We start from the raw sequence: 22,180 nt of genomic DNA on the forward strand, positions 1-22,180 counted from the left end.
TTCACCTGCCTCCGCTGTCTCTCTGCGCGTGAGGATGTTCTGGACTAGTATTTGGGGTTGCTAATCGCGAATTCAAGGTTGGTAACCGCGCCCACGGGTCCGACGGTGGGTTGTCAACTCCCAATATGGAATCCTTCAGCATAAAGTTCAGCGCCTCAACATCGGACATCCGATCCTTAACCCATCGATTTGCATTGCGTCCTGCGTGCAGCAGTGTCTTTGGTCCGCGCTCCAGAACACCCTCCACGCTGTGCCTAAGACCCAACGGACGGTCAACCAAGGTAACGAATTCGGCCAGCTCATCGAGCCATTCCATTCCAAGATGCCCGGTCGTAACGTGCACCCGGCCCGCCAGAAGTGATATCGGCAGACGATCGGACGCGTAGCCAAAGTGCTTTGGATAATGATCCCAGTTGGCGGATATGAGACCCCGCCTCAGTGTGGGTATTTGCAATTCGTATGGTATTTTTCCGCGGGCAGATTTACCTCGCCAATTTTCACCATATACCTCGAAATTGGCCTTTTTCGATCGGAGCATCTGTGAGATGGATACAGCCCGCGCGGCAGCGCCTGGCACCGGGCGACCCGGACGTAACAGCTTCTGACGATTAGCAATTGTTACCACATCGGGCAGAGAAGTCCGGTCAAGTTCACGTCCCTGCCAAGTCAACATCTTTTTGTTCTGGACCTGGCAGTAAGTGTGGAGTATCAACCTTACATCTTGAGCACCGTAGGACTTGAAGGCTAGTGCCTGGCTGCCGCCGGCAACCGTATATATTCTGTCTGATCGCTTCGCCCAATAGGTCATCGAATGGGTGAACTTTGATCTCGATTCCCAAGGGTCACCTTCCCAGTAGATAACCTCAGCATTACCGGAGAATTCGTGGACTTGATCTTCGGTCCAGGGACTAGATTTGGGCGACATGATCAAGATAGTTGTCGGTCTGAATTCTTTGCGCACCGCCACTAATTCGGGATAGACGGAGTCCCATTGCAGGCCAGCTTCCAACTGCACCCTGGGTGCTAAGGTAAGCCAGCTATCGATAAGTCCCTGATCTTCCAGCCGCGCTAATGCGTCCCTGAAGCCCGCTTCCCCGCCTTTTGCTCGCTCGTTACTCACCAACAAGATACGATTACTGTTCATTAGTACGAACCGGGGGTTCGATTAGTAGCCGCTGCCAGTTCGGCAAGGTAAATGTCTGCTACGTGTTCGAGATCGAATTTTGGGGCTCTCTCGCCTGCAAGCGTTGAGTACATCTCTCTCAATTCGGGGCTATCGATCATAGCTCTGATACTACTTGCAATCTCATTGGTAGAATTGACATTCACAAGGAGGCCGGCTTCGCCAACGACTTCAGGAACGGCCCCTGAATGGACACCAGCTATGATTGGCTTGCCAGCTGACATTGCTTCCACCAGGACCAGACCGAATGACTCCTCCAAAGACGGATGCAAAAATATTTCAATCGAATCGAACCATTGATTGATCTCGTTGGGGTCGATAGCACCTCGTAGGTGGATCTGGAGTCCAGTTTCGTCCGGCTTCAGAACCTGCCCGACGTTCCTTGGATCGTACGGTGGCCCAGCCAACTCCAGAATCCATTCAGGGTATTTTTCCCGGATTTGAACCCAAGCATCGATTGCAGTGCCCACATTTTTTCGAGCATCGTCACTTACATTAAGTAGCCCGATCCTGCGAACTGTCGGATTAGCAACAGCTATCGGAGCGGAGGACCTCATCGTTATGCCGTTGGGAATTACTATGCATTCTTTCCGAAAGTACTTACGAACCCTGTTGGCAATATATATTGATGGCGCGGTGATTTTTGCGGCGTTGGTCAGTACGCGTATCTGCATAAATAAGCGAACAAGCCTGTAGGGGTCCCGCAGCTGATTCAAGATCGCTGGAGCCCAGTCGTGGACGGTGATGACCGTCGGCTTCCCACTCGAAAGTGCCGCCAGTGCGAACTCGTAAGTCCAGTGCGCATGCACTACGTCCGGGTTAATCTCACCTATAACCTGACTAATCGCGCGCCGTTCCTCCCGGAACATGTCCAACGCACGTGAGCGGGCGCTCTCCCGTGACGGAACAACAACGACCTTCAGGCCCTTCTCGGAGGCGATTTCGATTCGGTGCTCTAGTCCTGGACTGGTTGTGACAACTATAACTTCGTGGCCACGCTTTACGTATTCGAGCGCCAGATACGCGGTCATCGAGAATGGGTATCCATCGGGCACCTCCTGGTCGGTAAGCAGCGCCAACGTCGCCGGGGCGGCCAGAGCGATCCTCATTTTTCGCCTCCCAGCCGTCTGACTAGCCGGGCCGGGTTACCCGCGTAAATGGAGTGCGGTTCGAGAACTCCGGACGCAACAGACCCTGCCCCCACTACTGAACCCCGGCCAATCCTGGTTCCCTTTAAAATTATTGCCCTCGCGCCAACGAAGACATCGTCCTCAATCTGCACTTCATGTTGCGATTTGGAAGGCGGCCGCCCTGCGCTGCGCCGTGCGCTTACATCCTGCAAATCTGCAACGTGGTGGTCCGAATCTGTAACTATTACTCCCGCCCCCAGGAGCACCCTGCTGCCGATCGTGATTTTTCTTGCAGCACTGATTGTTACGCTTGTCATACCAGTATCGCTGCCTACCGAGATTTCTGCACCCGAACTTAGTGTTCGTAGAATTGTCGGGCCGCGCGCGTCGAGGTCGTTCTTTCGCCACTGCCCCGCAATCACGACATTATCTCCGAGAATGATGCTACTGCCATCCGCAATACTTATCCGAGGACGACCGTACAGTCGAATACGACCCAGGGTCTTTACGCCCAAGAACTTCATGAAGCGGCAGGTCACTTGGTTTCTGGAATGCCCAACGGCATGCCGGATCTGACGTTTTAGATAGGTTGCGGATCTCATTGTCTTTTTGCTGTTTTCGCTTGCTGACGCGGCACCGTGGGCGGATGCGCAACGCGCAGGTATTCTTTGGCACACCCGGCTACACTCATATTTAGACTCCTTGCAGTCCGGCGTGGGCATGTTTCGCCATTGTTGACGTCCTTCGGCTTCTGGTAGCTGCTGGTTGGGCAGACTGCCTGTTTGTCTATTCCAGGCGCGTAGTTCGCCATACAACCTCAACTAGTTGCTGTAAGCCGCACTGACTGTCGCGGCGGAGTGTAACGTCTAACGGATGCGCTACCCGGCCTGATAGACGGACGGACTTTCTTCACGCGCCACCATCTTGGCGCGAGGACGCTCGTTCCTACTCCCGCAGCGTCCCGATCTGATTCCGATACCATTCGATCGTGGACTCAATTCCCGCCTCAAGATCGATCTGAGGCTTCCATCCCGCATTCCGAAGTTTGCTCACGTCGAGCAGCTTTTGTGGTGTTCCGTCCGGCTTGGACGCGTCCCACTCTGTCTCACCCTCGAAGCCGACGGCGGATGCCACAATACCGGCGATCTCCTTGATCGTCGCGTCCTCGCCGGTGCCCACGTTCACCTGATCAGGTCCGTCGTAGTGCTCGAGTAGATGGATGCACGCAGCGGCCATATCGTCTACGTGCAGGAACTCGCGGCGAGGAGATCCGCTACCCCAGTTGGTCACCTTGTCTAGACTGTCGCGGCGGGCTTCGTCGTAACGACGAATGAGTGCGGGCAGGACGTGCGAGCCCTTCGGGGAGAAGTTGTCGCCCGGGCCGTACAAATTGGTCGGCATTGCCGAGATCCACGGCAGGCCGTACTGCTTGCGCACCGACTGAATCTGCAGGATGCCGGCGATCTTCGCGATGGCGTAGGCGTCGTTCGTCGGCTCCAAATGCCCGGTGAGGAGGTACTCCTCCTTGATCGGCTGCGGAGCCAGTTTCGGATAGATGCAGGAGGAGCCGAGGAACAGTACCCGCTGCACGTTCTGCGCCAACGCTGCGTCCAGCACGTTCACCTGAATGCGCAGATTGTCCGAGAGAAAATCCACCGGGTACGTGCTATTGGCAAGAATTCCGCCCACCTTGGCGGCCGCCAGGACCACCGTTGCCGGCTTGGTCTCCTCGAAGAACGAGAAGACCGCGTCACGATCTTTGAGATCCAACTCGGACGACGAGCGTCCGATCAGGTCACTGAACCCGGACGCTTCGAGCTGACGCCATATTGCCGAGCCCACCAGACCACGGTGCCCGGCCACGTAGAACGGCGCATCTCGGTCGAGCGGAGCCGGCGTGTATTCGGAAGCTGCCGACGCATCCGTCACCACGGCGCTCATGCCCAATCCGGCAGCGCCGGACGGTCGATCCACGGGCGACCCTCGTGCTCGAGGGCCGCAATATCGGCGTCGACCATGATCTTGGCGAGCTCAGGCGTGTGGACAGTTGCCTTCCACCCGAGCTTTGCTTCGGCCTTGCTGGCATCACCTATGAGAGCGTCCACCTCGGTGGGACGCAGATAGCGCTCGTCGAACTTGACGTGCTTCTCCCAGTCCAGTCCTGCTCGCTCGAAGGCGACGACAAGGAAGTCTTTCACCGAGAAGTTGCCGCCGGTGGCCAACACGAAGTCGTCCGGCTCATCGGCTTGCAACATCCGCCACATGCCCTCGACATACTCGGGGGCGTAACCCCAGTCGCGGATAGCGTCTAGGTTGCCCATGTACACGTTCTGTTCCAGGCCGGCCTTGATGCGTGCGACGGCGCGAGTGATCTTGCGGGTGACGAAAGTTTCGCCACGGCGCGGAGATTCGTGGTTGAACAGAATGCCGTTGACGGCGAAGATGCCGTACGCCTCGCGGTAGTTCTTGGTGACCCAGTAGGCGTAGACCTTGGCTGCGCCGTACGGCGAGCGTGGGTAGAACGGAGTGTCCTCGTTCTGCGGGGGCGGAGTTGCGCCGAACATCTCGGAGCTCGACGCCTGATAGAAGCGGCATTGCAGGCCAGCAAGGCGTACTGCCTCGAGCAAGCGAATGGAGCCGACGCCGGTGGTGTTGCCGGTGTGCTCGGGTTCGTCGAAGCTGACGCGCACATGGGACTGCGCACCCAGGTTGTAGACCTCGTCCGGCTGGATTTCGGTGAGCAAAGTGACCAGTCGCGCTCCGTCACTCAAGTCGCCGTAATGCAGAAACAGCTTGGCGTCTTTATCGTGCGGATCCTGGTACAGGTGATCGATGCGTGAGGTGTTGAAGGTGGACGACCGTCGAATGAGGCCGTGCACCTCGTAGCCCTTGCTCAGCAGCAGTTCCGCCAAGTACGAGCCATCCTGGCCGGTAATGCCGGTTATCAGTGCGCGTTTCATCTTTTCCACTCCTCTAATGCCCAGCACAGATCTGGCTTTGTAATCAACTTGGACATGCCGCTCAGTAAGCTCCGTCGCTTCCAGCGACGGCCTTCATGGTCTTGGCGATGATCAGTAGATCCCCCACCATCGACCAGTTCTCGACATACGAAAGATCAAGCCGGACAGTCTCTTCCCACGACAGGTCGGATCTACCGCTGACCTGCCACAGACCTGTTACTCCGGGCTTGACCAGCAGTCGCCGACGAACCTCACCGTTGTAGGTCTCGACCTCTCGGCGCAGCGGCGGCCTCGGCCCCACCACACTCATCTCGCGCTTGAGAACGTTGATGAACTGCGGAAGCTCATCGAGACTGAAGCGCCGCATCACCTTGCCCACGGGCGTCACCCGTGGATCGTCACGCATCTTGAACAGAACTCCGCCGGCACCCTCGTTCTGATCCAAGAGGTGTGCAACCTGCTTGTCGGCGTCCGCGGTCATGCTGCGGAACTTGATCATCGAGAACGGGGTGCCGTCGATGCCCATTCGCTCCGACTTGTAGAAGATCGGGCCTCGGCTGGTTGTCTTCACGGCGATGGCGACGGCCAGCAGGATCGGCGAGATCAGCACCAGCACCAGAGCTGCGAACGTCAGGTCGAAGGCAGTTTTGCTGAACCGCGTCGCGCCGTTGTACTGGGGCTTCTCCACATGGATCAGCGGAAATCCAGCGACTGGACGCATCACCAGTCGCGGACCGGCAACATCGACCACACCCGGGGCGACGACCAAGTCGACGTCCTTCTTCTCCAGATCCCAGATCATTTTGCGAATGCCCTTGTTACCGAGGTGCTCGGTTGCAGTAACAGCCACCGTGTCGGCACCGCACTGCCCGATCGCGTCGAGAACGTCGTGCTCATCACCCAGCACCGGGATGTCGGTACCTTCGATATGAACCAGCCCGTCCCGTGGAGCCTCGTAACCGGGCATACACATACCGACCACCGCGTAGCCCGAGGACGGGGATCTTTCGAAGGACTGTGCCATCGACATCGCGGCCGTACGGCTGCCCACGATCAAGACCGAGGTCTTGTATTCGCCGGTGCTGCGCAGCCGAGCGACGACCTTGCGCCAGACCCATCGATTCAGCAGCAGAGCAAGCAGCCCGACGGGCAACGCTATTGCCAGATACAACCGCGCGAAGTCGATACGGAACAGCAGCGACATGATCGCGATGACGCCGAACAGGCGGAAGGTGGCCGAGACGATACGTCGGTACTCCTCCGCACCGTTTCCGATGACGCGAGGGGATCTGGTGCGAAAAATGGCGAGGAAGGCAATCCAGACGGCGGCCAAGGCGACGGACACCCCGGTGTACGTGACCGTCGGAAGCAAACCTGTGGTCGCAATATCTTCGCCACCGAAGCGCACGACCTGCGCGAGTGCGACCGACAGAACCACGACGACGACGTCGGTGACCCGCAGCCGCCTGATGTATTGCTCTTCCCACACGTGACGCGAAGTGAGGGTGCGTGTTGCCACTGCGCCCTGTCGACGCGGATTACCCCACAGAGAGCGCTGTGCAGCCCCGACAGATGCCACGTGCTCCCCTCCTCTGCACTCCTGCGCACACTGCGCGAGTTCGGATCGAACCAATCCGGAAAGCAACTGGTACCGAATTGAAATAGTCCCACGCCGCTTTCCAATGCACCACGCGAGCGGCGCAGATCACAAATGAATAACGGCACGTGTATCGGTTTACCACACCATCGCTGACTAGGCGATATGAGCGACTGGAACCCACCGGGTGTAACCGTGCCACGGCCCAAAAACGTTACATGTGAACACAATCGACTTAACAATGTGAGGATTCACAGGCTGCACCGCTGGTTATTGTGTGATCGACAGCCTCGCTCCCGCTGAAGGAACTCCGTACGGACCCTGGAGCAGTCCCAACTGGTAAAAACAAGGATTTTGCCTACCTTAGCGAGCACAAGAAATCGAATCGGCGAGAAATCGTATCCAAAAGAATGAGCGCAAAAATTCATTCCAACGAATGAATCTTTCGCTCGGATTGTTCGCCCTGATCAGGGACGGCCGAGCCCGCGGTAGTTCCACCCCGCCGCCCGCCACTGCTCCGGGTCCAGGCAGTTGCGGCCGTCGATGAGCGTCTTGCTGCGCACTGCGCCCTCCAAATCGTTCGGAGTGAGTGCTTTGAACTCTTTCCATTCCGTCAGCACCAACACCACGTCCGCGCCCTCGCACGCTTCCAGCGCAGAATTGCTGTAGGTGAGAGTGGGGAACAGTGCCCGCGAGTTCTCCATCGCCTTGGGGTCGTACACGTTGACCGCAGCACCCTGCAGCTGGATCTGCCCAGCCACGTTCAGAGCAGGCGAATCGCGCACGTCGTCGGAATCGGGTTTGAAGGCCGCACCGAGCACGGCGACCCGAGCACCGAGGAGAGACCCGCAGGCCTCGCGCGCCAGCTCGACCATGCGGGTACGGCGTCGCATGTTGATGTTGTCGACCTCGCGCAGGAACGTCAGAGCTTGGTCGGCACCGAGTTCACCGGCCCTGGCCATGAATGCCCGGATGTCCTTGGGCAGACAGCCGCCGCCGAAGCCGATGCCGGCATTGAGGAACTTGCGGCCGATGCGTTCGTCATGACCGATGGCGTCGGCCAGCACGGTGACGTCTGCGCCGGCAGCTTCACACACCTCGGCAATGGCATTGATGAACGAGATCTTGGTGGCCAGGAACGCATTAGCGGATGCCTTGACCAACTCGGCGGTCGCCAGATCGGTGACCAAAAACGGAATCTTCTCGTCGAGCAGCTGTGCGTAGACCTGACGAGCGAGTTCCTCGGCGCGGCCCGGACGGGCGCGGTCGACGCCGAGCACCAGGCGGTCGGGATGGAGGGTGTCTTTGACGGCATAGCCCTCGCGGAGGAACTCCGGGTTCCAAGCAACCTCGACGTCGTCGCCTGCGGGAGCGAGCTCGCGGGCCATGCGGCCCAGACGCTCGGCCGTGCCCACCGGCACGGTCGACTTGCCGAAGATGACGGCCGGCTTGGTCAGCAGCGGAGCCAGCGTCTCGATGACCGAGTCGACGAACTTCATGTCGGCCGCGAACTCCCCCTTCTTCTGTGGAGTCCCGACACCGAGAAAGTGGACCTCCGCGAAGTCTGCGGCTTCCTGGTACGACGCGGTGAAGCGCAGCCGGCCGGCCGCGATGTTGCGCTGCAGCACCTCTTCGAGTCCGGGCTCCCAGAAGGGGACCTCACCGGCTTCGAGCTTGGCGAGCTTGGCCGGGTCCACATCGACACCGAGCACCTCGTGGCCGAGTTCGGCCATGCACGCGGCATGAGTGGCACCGAGATAGCCGGTACCGAAGACTGTGATTCGCATGCTGCTCGTTCCCCGTCGGTTGTGCTGCTGAACTCAGATGTTCGGTCGAGACACGTTCTCGAGAATGGCGGGCACACCGTCATGACCACTTCCGCCCATGCGCATAGTAAACGCACAACGGAGGTCTCCGAAACCCGAGGGACGACGATTTACAGCACAATGAACACTCGATGATTCCGCGGCCAACTTTCAGCGGCGAACGGGAAACTGCGGGTTCTCGGGCTCTTCGACGGCCTCGGCGCAGCGATGGATGAAATCGCTCAGCTCGGTACGAACCTCGGGGGCAAGCAGGTCCAACGGTGCCTCGGTGCCGTGATATTCGGCGAATGCCGACGTGTACGCGTCCACGCTGTCGGAGATCACCGCGTGCAGCGAGGTCGACCGATTCAGATGCTCCCGCGCGATCCGGTCTACTCGATCGGACAAGAAATCATGAAAGGAACTCTGCGCCATGGTGTTACCGGATCCGTTCTCCGAAATAATGGTCATCCCAGAATGATACGAACAAAACCGACCGATCGCACGGTGAACGAGATCGAAAGAGTCTGGCGTCAGTACGCGCCTTCACTCTTGAAGACGGCCACTGAGGTTTTGGCGATGATGAGCAGATCCCCCGTCATGGACCAGTTCTCGACGTACGAGAGATCGAGGCGAACGCTTTCCTCCCACGACAGATCGGATCGGCCACTCACCTGCCACAACCCGGTGATGCCCGGTTTGACGAGCAACCGGCGTCGTACCTCGCCGTTGTAGGTCTCCACTTCACTGCGCAGTGGCGGGCGCGGACCCACCACACTCATCTCGCGCTTGAGCACGTTGACGAACTGCGGTAGCTCATCGAGGCTGAACTTGCGCATCACCTTGCCGACGCGGGTGACCCGTGGATCGTCACGCATCTTGAACAACACGCCGCCTGCGCCCTCGTTGAGAGCGGCCAACTCCTGCACGCGCTTGTCTGCGTCCTGCACCATGCTGCGGAACTTGATCATCTGGAAGGGCTTGCCGTCGATGCCCATTCGCTCGGACTTGTAGAAGATGGACCCGGTGCTGGTGAGCTTGATGATCACCGCAAGCGCAATGAGGATCGGCGAGATCAGTAGCAGCACCGACGCGGCGAACACGAAGTCGAAGGCCGTCTTGCTGAAGCGCTTCGCGCCGTTGTACTGAGGCTTCTCCACGTGGATGAGCGGAAAGTTCGCCACCGGTCGCATCACCAGGCGCGGGCCCGCCACGTCCATCACGCCCGGCGAGACGACGAGGTCCACCTTCTTCTTCTCCAGGTCCCACACCATCTTTCGAAGACCATGGTGGCCGATGTGCTCGGTAGCCGTGACCGCTACGGTGTCGGCTCCGGAGGTCTCGATGGCCTCGACAACGCTGTGCTCGTCTCCCAACACGGGGATCTCGACGCCGTCGATGGTGAAGGACGTGTCGTTGCCGGGCTCGTAGTTGGGAAGGCAGATTCCGACCACGCTGTAGCCGGCTTGGGGTGAACGCTCGAACGATGTGGCCATCGACAGCGCCGAACTACGGCTGCCGACGATGAGCACCGATGTCTGATAGTCGCCGCCGGCGCGCTTGCGAGCGACGACCTTGCGCCAACCCCACCGACTCAGCAGTAGACCGATCATGCCGACGGGTAGCGCGATGGCGAGATACAAACGAGCAATGTCGAATCGGAACAGCAGCGACAGAATGGCAACGGTGCCGAACAAGCGGAACGTGGCCGAGACGATGCGTCGGTACTCCTCCGACCCATTGCCGATCACCCGCGGGGAACGAGTGCGGAAAATTGCGAGGAACGCCAACCACAGGACGGCGAGTACAGCCGAGACGCCGACATAGCCGGCAATGGACGAGGGCTCACGAAAATCGATATCGCCGAAGCGGATGATCTGGGCGACCGTGACCGCACCGAGAACGACCAACGTATCGGTGACACGAAGCCCCTCGGTGTAATGCGTCTCCCATTCGCGACGCGAGGTCACCCGTCGCATCCTCCGTGCGTCGCGCCGCGACACTACCGAATTCTGCGTATTCACATCCCTGACCGACACTGATTCCCCCTCGGTACGTGTGCACTGTCGAACTTCCGCGACCGACACAGCACCGTGCCTTCCCGTCCCTGCTATCTACCTTGTTCGTACTGAACGTAACCGGTAGTAACGATATGTTGATCGACGCTGCGCCGCAGGTCGTTACATGTTTCGAGTGCATTAACCAGAGGCGTCCACTGCGTTTCTGGCAGAGCCGAATTCCCAATTCCGCCCCACTCCCGGGGACCACTAAGCAACAGATCGTCACTCGATGTCAAGCGATGTCGGTCGATCGCACGACGCGCGGTCCCATGCCCGCGAAGGCCGTCCACATTCGGTGCCCCAGTTCCCGTTGCCCCGCACCGCTGTAGTGAATCTTCTCGGTCTCGCTGTTGTAGAGCCCCCTCGGTCCCGGCACGTACGCAACGTTCGTCCTTCGCCGCGGAGTATCGGCATGGACCGCGTCGATGACGGCGTAGTTGGGCTCCCCCGATTCGATTTCGTCCGGCACCATCTGGCCCACAACGAACGGCACCTCACCGAACTCGATACGCAAGGCGTCGATGAGACTGTCCAGCTTCTCGGCATACACCGGCCCGGTCAGCAACGGCACATCGCTCTCGCCCTGATGCCACAGCACCGCAGCGAGCTGGTTGCCGGGTTTGGTGGCCAGGCCGGTTCGGATGCGCTGCATTGCATCCCAGAACAGATTGACGCGGGCACCGGTATCGGCCGGATCCCACGAGATGCCATGGATGCGCGCAAAGCCCGAATCTCCACGCGCATAGGGAACGAGCAACACCGGCTTACCCGTCGTATCGGCGAGGTGCGCTGCAAACGTGGGGCCGAAACCGACTGCCTTGGAGGGAACCTCGTGAAACAGCGGGTTGCTGCCCGCCACGATGGTGTTCTTCGACTGCCCCGACGCTGCCCACTGATGCACCCGTGGATGCGGAGCGTCGAGACCCGAACTGTCCAAACCGACGCCTGCGCCATGTGCGTTCGATTGCCCCATCACGGCGACCACCAGGTACGGCTCGTCGAAACCCTCCACCGGAATGCCTCGTCCCAGACGCTTCTTGACGACGTCCTTCGCACGCACCTTCAGATCTTGACGAAATCCCATGACATCCCCCTCATCGGCGGCAATCGTTCTGCGCCGGTGCGCCGGCGAATCGATCACCTATCCACTGATTGACGGCATCGCCGTTCACGTCCCCGTGCCCCCGCCCGGCCTGACGATCGATGCTGATGACGTCTCCGAACGCGCAGGCCTGCTCGAGTGCCGCGTCGGTCCACGCCGCGTCGATGAAGGTGTCGGCGTCGCCGTAGGCCACCAGCATCGGTGCCGACGCCGGCCCCTTGGGCACGGCCATCGCCGTCAACTCCTCGCGCAGTGCCGCCGCGGCCTCGTCGGACTTGGGTGCAAAGTCTTTGTCGCCGAGCCGTTTCACGGCATCGTCGCGGGCACCGGCTTTGTCCGGAGTACACCCGGTGAGCGCAGCCCAGTCCTGCGCAGCGTTGCCGCTGCGGTAGTCGTCGAGATTCACGGCAGGATCACGTCGCGACAACGACTCGAGTATCCATTGCAGCAGCGGACCCTGATCCACGGTCAGTGTCGCCGCGATGGCCTTGTCCACCAATCCGACCATGTTCGCCCCGGGTGCAAGCGCCACGGCTCCCACCAGATCCAGCTCGGGCGCATAGGAATCGGCGAGCTCGTTCGCGGCCCACGCAGCGCCGCCACCCTGCGAGCCACCGAACGCAGCCCACCGGGTACCCACATCGGGAAAGACCGTGCGGAGAGCACGCACGGCATCGATCACGTCGTAGCCGGCCGCGATGTTGTCGAGGTAGGCATGACTGCCGGGGTGTCCCAGGCCCTCGTAGTCGGTGATGGCCACGGCGAATCCCGCTGTGGTGTAACCCTGTACGAGCGCCGAGGCACCGAGGAGCGAACTGGACTCCGACGGCGCACACTCCTGCTCGATGCCCGTCGTGCCGTGGGCGTAGGAGATGATCGGCCAACCACCCTCTGGGGCATCACCGGACGGGGTGAACACCGTGCCCGATACTTCTCGCTCCCCCACTCCCGGCTGTACCGAGCGATACACCACCCGCGCAGCGTCGACTCCCGAAAGCCGCACCTGGATCGGCAGATTCGGCATTGTCTCGGCACTGACTATCGACCCGCTGCCTGTCCCTGGGTCCGCGATCACCAGCGGCTCGGGATCCGAACCTCGTACCGCCGCCGCGACGCCGCGCTGCACGTCCGCACCGACCGGCACGACGGCGGTGCATCCTGCCAGGACGGGGAGCAGCAGCAGTGCTGTCAGCGCTCGATGTGTACGACGCATGACACTATTTGCTGGCCTTGAATCTACGGGCGTAGGTCAATGCTGGCTTTTCGATGAATCGGTAGGTCAACGTTCCGAATGCGATGCTGACCGCGCTGACCAGAACGAAGTTTCGGAGCATACCCAGCGGGCTGTCGCCTGCCATCCAGCCGAAGCGCCCCACCATGATCAGGATGGGAAAGTGCCACAGGTACACGCTGAGCGAGATCATTCCCACGTAGCTCAGCGGTGCCCAGTCGGCGCGCTCGGCGAGCGAGGACTTCTCGCCTCGGGCCAGTGGAACGATGATGAACAGGATGAGCAGGGCCGAGCCGAAGGCGACGGTGGAGCTCTGCCAGCGGGAGTTGTCGTCGATCAGCTTCAAGGAGATCGCTGCCGTCGGGAGCATCGCGATTCCCGTCCACCACCGCATCTTGGTTGCGATGGCACCCTTCATGATTCCGTTGTCGATAGCGACGAACACCACTGCGGCAAGCATCCCGTACGTGAAGTTGTCTGCCAACGACCAGAAGCTGCGGCTCAGCACCGCAATCTCGTTGGGTCCCCAATCCAGCAGTTTCGGATCGGTGATGCCCGACGGCCCCACGAGCGAGGCGGTGTACAGCTTTCCGGTCACGCCGATGACGAACATGATCACCACCGGAATCATCGCCAGCACCGGGGCCGAGATGGACGTTCGCTTACGCAGATAGAACGCGATGCCCGTCAGCAGCGGGAGCGCAAGATAGAACGCGAACTCCAACGACAGCGACCACGACGGGTTGATCCCGGTTTGGAGCATGCTCGGAATGTAGGAGTGCACCAGGGTCAGATTGGCCAACAGCGTCAGCGGATCGGCGAGGACTCCCAGTCCGTTGTCGGTGAAATGCCGCTCGGCGACGGCCGCGTTCTCCACGAATACCGCACGCATGACGAAGTTCGCGAACAGGAAGATGAACAGGTACGCCGGAAACACCCGCAGCAGGCGGTGCATTGCGTAGCTGAAGTTGTTCGGCATCGGTTTGCCCGCAAACAACTTTCGCACCATCGGCAGGAAGATGAGGAACCCCGACAGGGCGAAGAAGAAGATCAGCCCCTGGCCGAGCAGTCCGAGCTTGTACGTGAGCACGGTCTGCGGCGAGTAGTGACCACCGACGTGCACGGCGAGCACACACAGGCACGCGAAGCCACGTGGCCCGTCGAGGCCGAGGATACGAGCGGGTCGCTTGGACTCGCTGCTCACCGGAGACGCGGGCGCAGTTGCTGCGGCCGCGGTGCTGTCTGGAGTTGCTGTCATGGCTGCCTTCTGAAGGTCACGGAGCCGGAGCCGATTCTGGAGCTGAGGCTGGGCAGAAGCTGATGGCCTCGGTACCGGCGAACCGGTCCGCGAGCCATCCGAACGCAGCAGCACCGTCGATGTCTGCGTGACCGGAATTCGGCTGGAGCACATACTGAATACTGTCGCCGTTGCCGCAGCCGGCGGCGATCGCCGCGTCCGTCCACGGCTGGGAGATCAACGTGTCCTTGCCGCCGTAGATCACCAACATCGGAGCCGACGCAGGCGACTTGGGCAGGCTCATCTCTCTCAGGTAGCCCTCGAGTGTCGCGGTGGCCTCGGGAGTTGCCGGGCGGAGATCGTCGTCGCTGATCTGTGCCGCCAACGACGTGCGGTCGGCCGCGAGGACACCGCCACACGCCGACAACTCGTCCCACCGCTCGGCCACGATGCCCCTGCGGTAGTCGTCGAGATTCAGCTCGGGATGAGCCTGGGCCAAGCCCACCAGAACCCACTGCAGCAGCGGCTTCTGATCCTCGGTGAGCGTGCCGCTCGCCGCCGCCGCGGCCAAACCGGTGATGTCTGCTGCGGGAACCAGGCTGACCGATCCGACCATGTCGAGGCCAGCGCCGTAAGTCTTGGCCAATTCGTTTGCTGCCCAGGAGGCTTGACCACCCTGAGAACCACCGAACGACGCCCATCGGGTCGAGGCGTTCGGTACCAACTTGCGGGCGGCACGTACCGAATCGATCAGGTTGTTCCCGACGGTACGTGCATCGAGGTAGGGGTGATAGGTGCCGTCCAGGCCGAGCCCCTGGTAGTCCGAGACCGCAACCACGTGTCCGGAGCGCACCAGCGCCGCAACGATCTGAGAACTGCCGAGCAGCTCAGGGTCGGTCGATGGGCCGCAATCCTCGAGCACACCGGTGGTGCCGTGGCCGTATGCGATGATCGGCCAACCACCCTCCGGTGCTGTGCCTTCCGGGGCGAAGACGGTGCCCGATACCCGTTGCTCGGATCCGTCCACCCCGGACGTCGAGGTGTACACCACCCGCGCTGCGATGGAGGAGATCCCGCTCAGCCGGCGATCGATGGTGAGCAACTCCTCCGCGCTTTCCAGAGAGCCCGGGCCGTCGTTGCCGTAATCGGCTTGCAGCGTGGCCCCGACCGCGACGGATTGCGGATCCACCACCGCGTCGTCCGAACCGCACCCTGCCGTTACCAGCACCATCGCCAACGCACCGGCCGTTGCCGCTCTGCGCAACACCGTTCGCGTGTAGTTCATCGCTTCTCCCCCATGCCTTGCTTCTCCCCTAGGACTTGCCCCAGCAATTGTTCGACCTGATCGCGATGGTCGATCGAATCCCGCGAGATCCCCCTCGCGAGCACAAGCACACTGCCGATAACGATCCCCATGACCCCGCCCAGCATGGCGTTGCTCGTGCGCTTTGGGCTGGTTGCCGAGCCAGGGGTTGTGGCCGCATCGACGACAGTCAGCTGAGATACCGGCCCGTCTGCCCCCAGGTCGATCTCCCCGGCCAGCTTGACCAGCTGCACGGCAACAGAATTGGCGATGTCACGGGCACGCTCGGCATCGGCGTTCACCACCGAGATCTCGATCAGAGCAGAGCCGGGACTCGGCAACACCGTGATGTCCTTCTTCAGCTCGGCAGGTTCGATCGGCAGATCCTCGGACGCGATGACCCGTCGCAGTACCTGCTCGCCGGTGGCAAGCTGAACGTACGACTCGACGCGAACCAGAGATCCGCGGTTGCCGTCGAGCGAATTCTTGGGCGACGGTGGACCGGGCGCAGTGACGAACACTCGAGAGGCCGCGGTGTACGACGGCTCCACGAACGATGTCGCCAGCCACGCGACGCCCGCCGACAGTACGGCCGCGGCAACGATCGAAGCCCAGCCGGACAACAGAATACGGCCGTAGTCCTTGAGCGTCGGCACACCCGTGGGCGCGATCATCGCTTCTGCTCACACGTGTTGACGGGTCGTTGGCCGGCGAACATGCCCTTGACCCACGGTAACGACCGGCTGCTGTCCAGGTTGCCGTGGCCTTCACCCTGATGCAGCTCGTATTCGACGACGTCGCCGGAGTCACACGCGCGCTGCAACGCCTTCTCGGTCCACGGCTGAAGTATCAAATCGTCTTCGCTGCCGTACATGACCAGCAACGGTGTTGTCGAACGTTGTTGCGGCAGAGCCATGTCCGAGAGGTAGCCGCGCAGCCTGTCCGTGGCCTCCTGGCTCACCGGCTTCAGATCGGCAGGCCCCAGCCGTGTCTGCAACTCGGGTACGTCCAACGACCCCGGCGGAACACATTGAAGCAGGTCGTCCCACCGTTCCCGGGCGAAGCCGGACCGGTAGTCGTCCAGGTTCATCTCGGGATGCGAGATCGCCAGCGAAGACAGCGCATACATCAACAAGGGGTACTGCGCCCGAGTGAGCGTCTCGTTGGCTGCCGCGTCGGCCAAACCCGCCATGTCGGAGACCGGCACCATCGCGGCCGTACCGACCAACTCCAGTCCGCCGCCGTATTCGGCGTTGCGGTCGCTCGCCGCCCACGCAGCCATCCCGCCGAGCGAGACCCCGTATGCCGACCACCGGGAGCTCAGGGTGGGCATGAAGTTCCTGGCCGCTCGCACGGCGTCGATCATGTTGTAGCCGAACGTCTTCGAGTCGAGATAGGGATGATAGGACCCCTCGAGTCCGAGGCCCTGATAGTCGCTCATTGCTACCGCGAAACCGTTCAGAGCGAGAGCGGCCACGATAGGAGCGTTACCGAGCAGGTTCGCGTACAGCGACGGTCCGCAGGCGTTCAGCACCCCCGTGGTTCCGTGCCCGAACGACACGATCGGCCAGCCACCCTGGGGCGCGATGCCGGCGGGAACGATGACGGTTCCCGAGACCTCCGTCGGTTGGCCTGTAACACCGGAGGTCGACCGATACACCACCCGGGTAGCGGAGGCACCGAGCTCGGTGATGTCGACGGCGATGTCGTCTATCGGTTCGGCCGAAATCAGCGAACCAGGAGCCGTACCACCGAAATTCGACGGAGGCGGCGGCTCCGACGCCGTCGCGGACGCCGTCACCGGAGCCGTCGGCGCGTCGGGAGAGATGACCACGGGTGCCTCCTGCGAACAGGAGACCAACACCGCCGCGACGGTCAGCACCACGCCGACCTTGGCCGCGAACCTACCTGCCATCGAAGCTATCCTCTGCTCGCCGAGGAGCTCGCAGTGTCGCTCGTCGCCGGCGTGGGCCGGGGGAATGCGGGTTCGGTAGGTGTCGACGGAGCTGCCGTGGAAGGTTCTGCGGCAGAGGAATGTACCGGGGACTGGTCGGACGACGAGGAGTTGCCACCGAGTAGACGCCGGGCCGACGGCTCGAAGGTGGTCACGACGCCCAGCACGGTGCCACTCACACCGTCGAGCACCTTGATCGCACGTCGCAACTTCTCACGTGTCGTTCTACCGGTGCGCGCGAGAACCAGAGTGCCGTCGGCCAACGCGGTGAGAATCGCACCGTCGGTGGCCTCGAGCAGAGGCGGGGTGTCGACGATGACATAGCGGTAATCGCCGCGTAGCTCCACGAGCACCTCGTGGGCGCGGTCCGATCCCAGCAACTCGCTCGGATTGGGCGGCACCGGACCCGAGGGCAGTACCGACACACCGTCGAACACATCGTGCGCAATCGCGTCTTCGATGCGGTGCTCACCGGAGAGCACCGTCGACAGCCCGCTGTGCTGCTCGATGCCCAAGCGAGTTCCCAGGGCTGCGCTGCGAAGATCGCCGCCGACGAGCAGCACGCGGTGCCCCGCTTCGGCGAGAATTGCCGCGAGATCGATGGCGGTGCTGGTGCGACCTTCGGCGGCGGACGGGCTGGTGATGGTGATGACGCGCGGCGGCGCGCCGCCGCCGAGGAAGCGAATGTTGGTGCGCAGCGCGCGTAGTGGCTCGCCCATCTTGATCATCGACGACACTGCCGCTTTGGGTCGCGTCGCATCGACCGGGAGTCCGCCGAGTACAGCGCGACCCGAGATCTCCTCTGCACGCAACCGATCCCGAACAGACCGGTCCAGCAGACCGCGGAGCAACGCGAGTGCAAGACCGACGACGAGGCCGATTGCGGCGCCGAGTCCGAGGACGGTGGTCAGCCCCATGCCGATCGGTGCGGCCGGAACATCGCCCTGATCGACGATGGTGGCACCGGCGGCCGGGCTACCACCGCGCTGAGAGGTTTCGAGTTCCTGCACCAACTGGGTCAACTGGCCGGCGACCGCGTTGGTCAGCACCTGAGCGACCGCGGGATCGGCGTCGGTGGCACAGAGATCGAGCAACACCGTCTTGTCGATGGGGGTGGCAGTGACGCGTGTACGCAGTTCGTCCGGCGACATGTCCAGCTGCAACTGGTTTATCGCGCGCTGGGCAACCTGTGTGCTGGTAGCCAATCCGGCATAGGAGGTGACACGTTCCTGCGAGAACAGGTTGTTCTGATAGGCCTCGCCCACCGAGCTGCCGCCCTCGGTGGTGACGAACAGGCGGGCGCACGCCTGATACTGCGGCGTCGTGAAGAACGTGTATGCCCAGCCTCCGACGATGCCGACGACCATCGTGAGCGCGACGATCCACCAACCCGCGCGAAGAATCCGCCCGTACTCTCGAATCTCCACGAGTGCTCCTATCGAATGACGTCGGTCAAGGGGAAAGAATAAAGCGCAGCGAACGATTCGGCACGGCGTACATGTTGCGAGCGGGTGAAAGCGTGACAACATCAGACCCTATGAGCATCACGCAACGAGTCGGTGCGGCAGCCATCGTGGTGGTCCCCGTGTTCGTTACATTCGCAATGATTCTCGGCGGAACTCCAGCAAAACTGGGTGCGTTCGCCCTCGTCGTGCTGACCGTGGGAGCGTACATCGGCCTACGTCATCCGCTGTATCTGACTCGCGCTCTTGCTTTTTCGCTCGGGGCATTGCCGTTCGGATATGTTCCCGGCGTTCACGCGCCGTTAATCTTCGCCTTGGGAATCGCGGTCATCATCGCCACTGTGGTCCACCGCACAGCCGTGAGCCGCATCACATGGCCGGAATTGCCGATGATCGCACTGCTCGTTCTCTCCGCATTGTCGTTGTTCGCGACGAGTGGCGCACTCGTCGACTACGTGGAATTCGCGCAATGGGTCGTATCCACCTTGGTCGTCGTCTGCTTGCTCCGAATGCAGCGTGACGAGCTCGCCCTTTTCGGCAGGATCTATGTCTACGCCGCATCGGCCGCAGCTGCTTTCGCACTGTTGATCTTCGTCGCAGATCCGGCCGGGAAACTTATTCGCTACCTGTCGATTTTCGGCTACGGCAGCGAAGAAGAAAGCACTCGCTTCGTCTACAGCCCCACCGGAGCCACCACCGTTCGCCTGGCCGGGACGTACATCGACCCCAATGCGGCCGGCATCGGATTCGTCCTCGCACTGATGCTGTGCGTGCTGCTGTTGCGCGGCTACCTGCGCACAATGCTTGCCGCACTGCTGTTCTTGTCGATCGTCATGACGCTCTCTCGCGCAGCACTGTTCTCGGTTGTGTTCGGCGTACTGCTGATGTTGGCGTTCCAGCAGCTGCGCGCTCGTGAGCGGCTCGCCATTGTCGGTGCATTCGCGGCCGCTTTCGTCGGGGCTCTCGCCGTACCGAGCGTGCGCAATCGCGTCTTCTCGTCGTTCGGCAGTGGGGACGCCGGCTCGAGTGCACGGGGCGATGCCCTGGTGGAGTTCCCCGGCCACATGCAAGGCCACTGGATGTTCGGACTGGGCTGGGGCCGTGCAGAATTCAAAGACCCCACGGTCGCTTTCGAAGTGAACTACGTAGCCAACACCCCGTTGCTGACCATCTATCGCGGAGGGTTGGTGGCCGGCATCGCCTTCGTCGCGATACTCGTCGTCATCGCGGTGGTCGGATACAAACTCCTGCGGGCCCGGCAGTGGGAGTACGGGTTCTACGGCGGCGGAATGATCGGCTTCGCCGTCGTCGCGCTGCAACTCGACTTCCCCGTTGTCACGATCCCAGCGACCACGATGGCGTTTTCGGTGATGTACGCATTTCTCGTCTACGCATGGGAAAAGTCGTCGGAAACCGATCCACCAGCCGACAATGCCTACACTCTCGAAACGAAAAGCTTGGTTTCACCGAGAGAAGCTCGACCAGCAGTTTCATAACAAACGAGCTGGTTTTTGGGAATTGCACAAAACCCTGTTTGTAGTGCAATGATTCTCCGCACCGGCCCGTCGAACGTTGGCACAGGCCCCCTGGTGGAGAGAATTGAAAGATGGTTCACTTTCGTGGTGGCTTTCGCATAGCGATTTCAGCAACAGCGATGATCGTCGCTGCCGGACTTGCATTCGGGGCACAAGCGCCGGCCCAAGCAGCCCCGACACCCCCCGGTGTCGGCATCTCGGACGGCGGCGGCCTGCTCTGGTCGACGGACGCCGAACTGGACACCACCGTCCAATTCGTCACCGCCATGGGCGTGAAGTCCATGCGCATAGCCATCCCGTGGTCGACCGTCGAACCCGTCCAGGGACAGCCGAACTGGGCACCCGTCGACCGCGTGGTGAACAAGCTGCGAGCAGCCAATATCTCGATGCTGGGAATCATCGCCTACACCCCGTCGTGGGCGACCTCGCCGGTCAACCAGCCCATCAACACCCGTCCCGCCTCGCCGGCCGCATTCGGTGACTTCGCCGGAAAAGTCGCCGCCAGGTACAAGGGCAAAGTGGCCGACTACGAGATCTGGAACGAGCCCAACGGGGCCATGTTCTACGCACCGCAACCCGACGCGTCGGGATACACCGCCCTGCTCAAGGCCGCATATCCCAAGATCAAAGCCGCCGATTCTGCCGCGACGGTCGTCGGCGGCGTGCTGGGTGCAGCCGAGCAGGCATACGGCGTGGTCAACCCGGTCGACTTCACCGATCAGATGTACGCGGCAGGCGCGAAAGGCTACTTCGACGCGCTGTCCTATCACCCGTACCAGTACTCGCTGAAGTTCTCCGAGGGCCCGTACGTCGACCACTCCCCGGCCCGGCAGGTCATGGACATGCGCGCAACGATGGTCGCCAACGGTGACAGCGGAAAGAAGATCTGGGGAACCGAGTACGGCGTGCCGACCTCGGTGGCCTCGGAAGATCAGCAGAGCGCGATGATCACCGACTTCGTCACCAAGTGGCGTGAGCTGCCGTACACCGGCCCGATCTTCCTGTACCAGCTACGTGACAAGCAGACCGGCAGCAACGACCCGGAGATGACGTTCGGGCTGTTGCACACCGACTGGTCGGCCAAACCCGCACTGTGGGCTCTGATGAGTCTGCTGCAGAACAACATTCCGCGGACCCCGGAGTACAACCGCTTCGCTGCCGCTCCCAACAATTTCGGCGCAGTCCTCGGACCGGTGTTCCCTGTTCGCGACACGTGGGCCCAGTATCGGCAGGACGCCGTGGTCTACGAGATGCCCAACGGATTCGTCGGCGTACCCCGCGCGGTCGCGGAGGCCGTCCGCTACACCGGATTCTTGCCCACGACCCCGTTCAACGGCACGTACCAGGACTTCGACAGCCCCTACGGCCTCCGTGTGTTCTCCACCGCCATCGGCGGTACACACAACATCGGTGGTGGCATCTTCAGCGCCTGGGATCCCACCCTTGGGCCGGCAACCAGCGACGAGATCCCTCAGTACGGCGGCGGCGTTCGCGTCACGTTCCAGTACGGTGCCATTACGTGGGCTCCCTTCGTGGGGACTACCGTCACCCGTTGAATTCGGGACTATGTAGTCGAGTATTCACAGACCGCTGAGCCTTTTTATTCGCGTTCCCGACGGC

General features: G+C 61.6%; 18 protein-coding genes. 2 read left to right on the forward strand and 16 right to left on the reverse strand.

Going from position 1 to position 22,180, the window contains the following annotated elements:
- Nucleotide 1: 1 nt before the first annotated feature.
- The 16 genes from O4220_RS05940 to O4220_RS06010 all read right to left on the reverse strand — a co-directional run bounded on the left by O4220_RS05940 (nucleotide 2) and on the right by O4220_RS06010 (nucleotide 18,989).
- Nucleotides 2-1,144 (reverse strand): hypothetical protein, encoded by a 1,143-nt coding sequence (locus O4220_RS05940; RefSeq protein WP_269602742.1) that lies wholly within the window; start codon nucleotides 1,142-1,144, stop codon nucleotides 2-4.
- Nucleotides 1,144-2,292, reverse strand: coding sequence for a glycosyltransferase family 4 protein (locus O4220_RS05945; RefSeq protein WP_269602744.1), 1,149 nt, complete (start codon nucleotides 2,290-2,292; stop codon nucleotides 1,144-1,146). Before O4220_RS05945 ends, O4220_RS05940 begins: the two co-directional genes overlap by 1 nt.
- Nucleotides 2,289-3,035 carry an acyltransferase gene (locus tag O4220_RS27885; RefSeq protein ID WP_420030317.1) on the reverse strand — a complete coding sequence of 249 codons (747 nt, stop codon included), beginning with the start codon at nucleotides 3,033-3,035 and terminating at the stop codon, nucleotides 2,289-2,291. The genes O4220_RS05945 and O4220_RS27885 overlap by 4 nt, the downstream gene beginning before the upstream one ends.
- A gap of 223 nt (nucleotides 3,036-3,258) precedes the next feature.
- Nucleotides 3,259-4,254, reverse strand: coding sequence for a GDP-L-fucose synthase family protein (locus tag O4220_RS05950; protein WP_269602745.1), 996 nt, complete (start codon nucleotides 4,252-4,254; stop codon nucleotides 3,259-3,261).
- On the reverse strand, nucleotides 4,251-5,273 hold the full coding sequence (gene gmd, locus O4220_RS05955) for a GDP-mannose 4,6-dehydratase (RefSeq protein ID WP_269602746.1): 1,023 nt from the start codon (nucleotides 5,271-5,273) through the stop codon (nucleotides 4,251-4,253). The genes O4220_RS05950 and gmd overlap by 4 nt, the downstream gene beginning before the upstream one ends.
- 61 nt (nucleotides 5,274-5,334) lie before the next feature.
- Complete coding sequence (locus O4220_RS05960; protein WP_420030332.1) at nucleotides 5,335-6,822, reverse strand: sugar transferase; 1,488 nt, start codon at nucleotides 6,820-6,822, stop codon at nucleotides 5,335-5,337.
- Between the two features lie 515 nt (nucleotides 6,823-7,337).
- Entirely contained in the window at nucleotides 7,338-8,657 is a 1,320-nt protein-coding gene (locus O4220_RS05965) for a UDP-glucose dehydrogenase family protein (RefSeq protein WP_269602747.1), read from the reverse strand.
- Between the two features lie 189 nt (nucleotides 8,658-8,846).
- Complete coding sequence (locus O4220_RS05970; protein WP_269602748.1) at nucleotides 8,847-9,146, reverse strand: hypothetical protein; 300 nt, start codon at nucleotides 9,144-9,146, stop codon at nucleotides 8,847-8,849.
- Nucleotides 9,147-9,208: 62 nt separating this feature from the next.
- Entirely contained in the window at nucleotides 9,209-10,654 is a 1,446-nt protein-coding gene (locus tag O4220_RS05975; protein ID WP_269602749.1) for a sugar transferase, read from the reverse strand.
- A gap of 313 nt (nucleotides 10,655-10,967) precedes the next feature.
- Complete coding sequence (locus tag O4220_RS05980) at nucleotides 10,968-11,819, reverse strand: sialate O-acetylesterase (RefSeq protein WP_269602750.1); 852 nt, start codon at nucleotides 11,817-11,819, stop codon at nucleotides 10,968-10,970.
- Nucleotides 11,820-11,829: 10 nt separating this feature from the next.
- On the reverse strand, nucleotides 11,830-13,050 hold the full coding sequence (locus O4220_RS05985; RefSeq protein WP_269602751.1) for a lipase family protein: 1,221 nt from the start codon (nucleotides 13,048-13,050) through the stop codon (nucleotides 11,830-11,832).
- Between the two features lie 4 nt (nucleotides 13,051-13,054).
- Nucleotides 13,055-14,326, reverse strand: a complete 1,272-nt coding sequence (locus O4220_RS05990; RefSeq protein WP_269602752.1) for an acyltransferase family protein — start codon at nucleotides 14,324-14,326, stop codon at nucleotides 13,055-13,057.
- Nucleotides 14,327-14,342: 16 nt separating this feature from the next.
- The gene (locus tag O4220_RS05995; RefSeq protein WP_269602753.1) at nucleotides 14,343-15,590 is read right to left on the reverse strand and encodes a lipase family protein; all 1,248 of its coding nucleotides are present in this window, start codon (nucleotides 15,588-15,590) and stop codon (nucleotides 14,343-14,345) included.
- Entirely contained in the window at nucleotides 15,587-16,282 is a 696-nt protein-coding gene (locus O4220_RS06000) for a YveK family protein (RefSeq protein WP_269602754.1), read from the reverse strand. The genes O4220_RS05995 and O4220_RS06000 overlap by 4 nt, the downstream gene beginning before the upstream one ends.
- On the reverse strand, nucleotides 16,279-17,523 hold the full coding sequence (locus tag O4220_RS06005) for an alpha/beta hydrolase family protein (protein ID WP_269602755.1): 1,245 nt from the start codon (nucleotides 17,521-17,523) through the stop codon (nucleotides 16,279-16,281). Before O4220_RS06005 ends, O4220_RS06000 begins: the two co-directional genes overlap by 4 nt.
- Nucleotides 17,524-17,528: 5 nt before the next feature.
- Nucleotides 17,529-18,989, reverse strand: a complete 1,461-nt coding sequence (locus tag O4220_RS06010; RefSeq protein ID WP_269602756.1) for a polysaccharide biosynthesis tyrosine autokinase — start codon at nucleotides 18,987-18,989, stop codon at nucleotides 17,529-17,531.
- A gap of 110 nt (nucleotides 18,990-19,099) precedes the next feature.
- Between O4220_RS06010 and O4220_RS06015 the strand changes: the two genes are divergently transcribed.
- Together O4220_RS06015 and O4220_RS06020 are read left to right on the forward strand one after the other, a co-directional pair.
- Entirely contained in the window at nucleotides 19,100-20,521 is a 1,422-nt protein-coding gene (locus tag O4220_RS06015; RefSeq protein WP_269602757.1) for an O-antigen ligase domain-containing protein, read from the forward strand.
- Between the two features lie 158 nt (nucleotides 20,522-20,679).
- Complete coding sequence (locus O4220_RS06020) at nucleotides 20,680-22,116, forward strand: cellulase family glycosylhydrolase (RefSeq protein ID WP_269602759.1); 1,437 nt, start codon at nucleotides 20,680-20,682, stop codon at nucleotides 22,114-22,116.
- Nucleotides 22,117-22,180 lie beyond the last annotated feature (64 nt).

This window comes from Rhodococcus ruber (assembly GCF_027270735.1).
Taxonomy (GTDB): domain Bacteria; phylum Actinomycetota; class Actinomycetes; order Mycobacteriales; family Mycobacteriaceae; genus Rhodococcoides; species Rhodococcoides rubrum_A.

Coding starts and splice junctions, on each gene's coding strand:
- O4220_RS05940 (WP_269602742.1), bottom strand. CDS start 1,144: ATGAACAGTAATCGTATCTTGTTGGTGAGTAACGAGCGAGCAAAAGGC.
- O4220_RS05945 (WP_269602744.1), bottom strand. CDS start 2,292: ATGAGGATCGCTCTGGCCGCCCCGGCGACGTTGGCGCTGCTTACCGAC.
- O4220_RS27885 (WP_420030317.1), bottom strand. CDS start 3,035: ATGCCCACGCCGGACTGCAAGGAGTCTAAATATGAGTGTAGCCGGGTG.
- O4220_RS05950 (WP_269602745.1), bottom strand. CDS start 4,254: ATGAGCGCCGTGGTGACGGATGCGTCGGCAGCTTCCGAATACACGCCG.
- gmd (WP_269602746.1), bottom strand. CDS start 5,273: ATGAAACGCGCACTGATAACCGGCATTACCGGCCAGGATGGCTCGTAC.
- O4220_RS05965 (WP_269602747.1), bottom strand. CDS start 8,657: ATGCGAATCACAGTCTTCGGTACCGGCTATCTCGGTGCCACTCATGCC.
- O4220_RS05970 (WP_269602748.1), bottom strand. CDS start 9,146: ATGACCATTATTTCGGAGAACGGATCCGGTAACACCATGGCGCAGAGT.
- O4220_RS05975 (WP_269602749.1), bottom strand. CDS start 10,654: ATGCGACGGGTGACCTCGCGTCGCGAATGGGAGACGCATTACACCGAG.
- O4220_RS05980 (WP_269602750.1), bottom strand. CDS start 11,819: ATGGGATTTCGTCAAGATCTGAAGGTGCGTGCGAAGGACGTCGTCAAG.
- O4220_RS05985 (WP_269602751.1), bottom strand. CDS start 13,050: ATGCGTCGTACACATCGAGCGCTGACAGCACTGCTGCTGCTCCCCGTC.
- O4220_RS05990 (WP_269602752.1), bottom strand. CDS start 14,326: ATGACAGCAACTCCAGACAGCACCGCGGCCGCAGCAACTGCGCCCGCG.
- O4220_RS05995 (WP_269602753.1), bottom strand. CDS start 15,590: ATGAACTACACGCGAACGGTGTTGCGCAGAGCGGCAACGGCCGGTGCG.
- O4220_RS06000 (WP_269602754.1), bottom strand. CDS start 16,282: ATGATCGCGCCCACGGGTGTGCCGACGCTCAAGGACTACGGCCGTATT.
- O4220_RS06005 (WP_269602755.1), bottom strand. CDS start 17,523: ATGGCAGGTAGGTTCGCGGCCAAGGTCGGCGTGGTGCTGACCGTCGCG.
- O4220_RS06015 (WP_269602757.1), top strand. CDS start 19,100: ATGAGCATCACGCAACGAGTCGGTGCGGCAGCCATCGTGGTGGTCCCC.
- O4220_RS06020 (WP_269602759.1), top strand. CDS start 20,680: ATGATCGTCGCTGCCGGACTTGCATTCGGGGCACAAGCGCCGGCCCAA.